The organism is Staphylococcus cohnii subsp. cohnii, from assembly GCF_002902365.1.
Taxonomy (GTDB): Bacteria; Bacillota; Bacilli; order Staphylococcales; family Staphylococcaceae; genus Staphylococcus; species Staphylococcus cohnii.
This window is the reverse complement of record NZ_PPQC01000057.1, coordinates 2,953-6,071: the sequence shown is the minus strand read 5'-3', so window position 1 is coordinate 6,071 and position 3,119 is coordinate 2,953. Positions and strand designations below refer to the sequence as shown.

General features: G+C 29.0%; 2 protein-coding genes and 2 pseudogenes. All 4 read left to right on the top strand.

Annotation, left to right across the window (positions count from 1 at the left end; translation table 11 throughout):
* Positions 1-53: 53 nt before the first annotated feature.
* Positions 54-503 (top strand): annotated as a pseudogene (locus CD032_RS09930) (replication initiator protein A); the annotation flags it as partial.
* 16 nt (positions 504-519) lie between these two features.
* Positions 520-753, top strand: a pseudogene (locus tag CD032_RS13510) (protein rep); the annotation flags it as partial.
* A gap of 710 nt (positions 754-1,463) precedes the next feature.
* Positions 1,464-1,964, top strand: a complete 501-nt coding sequence (locus tag CD032_RS09920) for a MepB family protein (protein WP_103211460.1) — start codon at positions 1,464-1,466, stop codon at positions 1,962-1,964.
* A gap of 183 nt (positions 1,965-2,147) precedes the next feature.
* Positions 2,148-2,543, top strand: coding sequence for an HTH domain-containing protein (locus CD032_RS09915; RefSeq protein WP_107556030.1), 396 nt, complete (start codon positions 2,148-2,150; stop codon positions 2,541-2,543).
* Positions 2,544-3,119: the final 576 nt, after the last annotated feature.

Below are 3,119 nucleotides of genomic sequence, written 5' to 3'. Positions count from 1 at the left end.
ACTGATATGATAAATTAGTGGTTAGCTATACTTTTTACTTTGCAACAGAACCTTATATAGAGACTGAGAACAATGATACGAATGATTTGAATGATAAACCTAACAATATTTCTGAAAACGCTCATTCGAATCATACAAATCATCAAAAAACTGAATTTAATAATGACGCCTTAAAATTCCAAGTGCTTGAAGAATTGTCACAACAAATCAAAGATTACTTAAGTAATTTTGAAATTAGAGAAATTCGTATTATTAAAAGTGTTTTACTTAAAGGAAAAAAATCATTTAATAATGCTCATGATACATATTACCGTTTAGAAGACGTGGAGTTCGAACTTGTCAGTGTCTTAAAACGATTTAAAGCGATGTTGCTACAAAAAAATGAAACGGTTGAAGCTATGCAAGGTTATTTGATGCAATCGATTAAAGCTGAACTAGAAGAGATACATGCGCTTAATATGCGTCGTCAAAATATGCCTAAATACAATATCTTTAACGAATAATTCAAATGAGCTTACAGCAATCAAAGAGACTTCAAAATACTCGGTTAAGTCATCTGATTTTTTAACTGATGATGACGAAAAAAATCAAGAAATCGTAAATGATTTAGAAAAAGGTTTATACCGAAAACGTATGTTGAGTTATGTGGTTTGCTTAAACAAAAACATAAAATTTTAAATTTAGACGATGCTGAAGATGGCAATTTGGAATTTTGAAAAACAAAATTATTACTTAAAAGATTTGAAACGTTAGCTTAAAAGCTAGCGTTTTTTTTATGTATTTTTGCCCCTGCGGGAACTATAGTGTTCAACCAGCATGGTTGCCCAGTTTTTATGCAAAAAATAATTTTGTGCGTAACTGGGCAGTGTCTAAAAAATTAGTCACTGGTTTCGCTCAAATTTTTGCTTTTGGAAATAGCATATATTTATTTGGCTCATATTTCCGTTTTAAGAGCTTATATACGTTTTTAGATATAAAACTATATGATTTACCCCTAATTCTTTAAAATACCCCCTTAAAATTCAAAATAAAGGCATTTAAAATTTAAATCGTTCTTGTGATAAAGTTTGCTAAAAAGGAGTTTGTATATTTTATGTGGTTACGTTTTTCAGTGCAATTACTTTTGTCTATTTTGATGCTAGTTTTTATATATCAACAAATAAATCAAAGTCATTTAGATTTTTGGTTTATTATTTATTACTTATTTTTTATGGCTGTGGTTTTATTTTGGAAACCTTCAGAAAACAAAAAATAGATCGCGCATTTATGCCGAGAAAATTTATTGATGTTGAGAAGAACCCTTAACTAAACTTGCAGACGAATGTCGGCATAGCGTGAGCTATTAAGCCGACCATTCGACAAGTTTTGGGATTGTTAAGGGTTCCGAGGCTCAACGTCAATAAAGCAATTGGAATAAAGCAATATTGGTTTATAATTTATTTTGAGTAGAAGGGAGTTTTGTTATGAATAGTAATTATGTTTCTATCGATTTTTTTAATGAAATACCGTTATTTGATTATAATTTTTCTTTGATAAATCATGAATTTGAGCAATGGAATCAAGAATACGAGGCTTTTAATTTTGAATTTAGTGGAGTTGAATTTAAAAGTAGATTGGCTAAAAAAACTCCTAAAAAAGTAGGTTATTTTGTTGCGTTTTGGTGCAAGAATGAGATTAATAAAAATAGACCTTTTAATTTTAAGGAGTCAAAAGATAAGTTGATTATTAATATTTTAGATGGATCTAAAAAAGGTCAATTTATCTTTCCTAAAGAGTTATTGTTTAAAAAAGGAATTATTAGTTCTGAAAAACATAAAGGTAAAATGGCTATTCGCGTTTATCCTAGTTGGGAAAGGGATTTGAATAAAACGGCTGTTAGTACACAGAAGTGGCAAATCCCTTATTTTTTAGATTTTACTAAGGGTTTTGATGAGGAAAAAACTAAGGAATTGTATTTAAGTTGATTTTGATTTTAGAAACGAGTTGAAAACGAGTTTCTTCTTGTCTTGATACTATATAGAAAAAACATTCTTTTTATGTCTTTCAAAACTATTTATAGGATTTTTTATTTAATAATTGTTAAAATCTTACTAGGTGGAAAAAACAAAACACAAGTAGTGAAAAATCAAAAAAGGAGATTTTTCACAATGAAGCAAATAAAAGAATTATCAAAAGAATTAAAAGTATCAAAAACGACAATATGGAACTATTTACAGGATCTCCCTCAGAACTTATCAATAACCAAAGAAAAAAATGTTTATAAAATTGATAAGGATGTAGAGAACTTTATAAGAGAGAAGCTATTTAAAAAATCAAGTAGAGATTTAGTAGGTAAAGAGAAAGAAGCTAACGATTTAAATATAGAAAAAGATTTATTAATGAAAAGAATCGAGGAAATAAAAAAAGATAACGAATATCTTAAAAAAGAGGTTTGTAAGAAAGATAACTTCATTGAAGATTTAATGACAATCTTAAAAGAGCAACAAAAATACCAATTAGATATTAATAAAGAATTATTAATATCTAAAAAAACAACAGATTAAAGAACAAGTAAAAATTTAAATTTTCACTACTAGTTTTAAATAAATAATGTGAGTAAAAAGTGACCTACATGTATTAAGAATTAATGCAGTAGGTCATTTTTTATTGGAAGTTTTTTAGTGGAGTCTGTAATGATGAAAAATGAAGTTTAACACACATTTGATGAAACAGAGTAAATTAAGTTTTTAGAGCGTTGAAAATGAATTTATGTTGACTAAGACTTTAACCAAAGGAGTCGCGGAGGAGTCCCGGACAACAGGATAAGGAGGAACAATGCCATTGCCATGGCACCCAGCATAGCTGGGGTTCTCTAAACTTATCCTTAAAGACTCTGAACGCTGATATTACAGTATTTCTGAATCGTATTTAATGACGGACACAAAGGAATCGATGAAATTTTACATGGCATTTTCGTTGGAAAATTACAATGCTTTTATCCTTTGGGGCGCAAGGGATTTCGAAGCAGGGACTCTTTGGAGTCCCTAGAGACTCCCTAAAGGACTCCTTGTTTCCCTTCTAAATTAAGCAACATTTCATTCTATAATTTGTTAGTAATTACTTAGTTAAATATGATAAAG

Bases quoted from the DNA above. Each gene is read 5' to 3' on its own strand.
- CD032_RS09915 (WP_107556030.1), top strand. From the start codon at position 2,148: ATGAAGCAAATAAAAGAATTATCAAAAGAATTAAAAGTATCAAAAACG.
- CD032_RS09920 (WP_103211460.1), top strand. From the start codon at position 1,464: ATGAATAGTAATTATGTTTCTATCGATTTTTTTAATGAAATACCGTTA.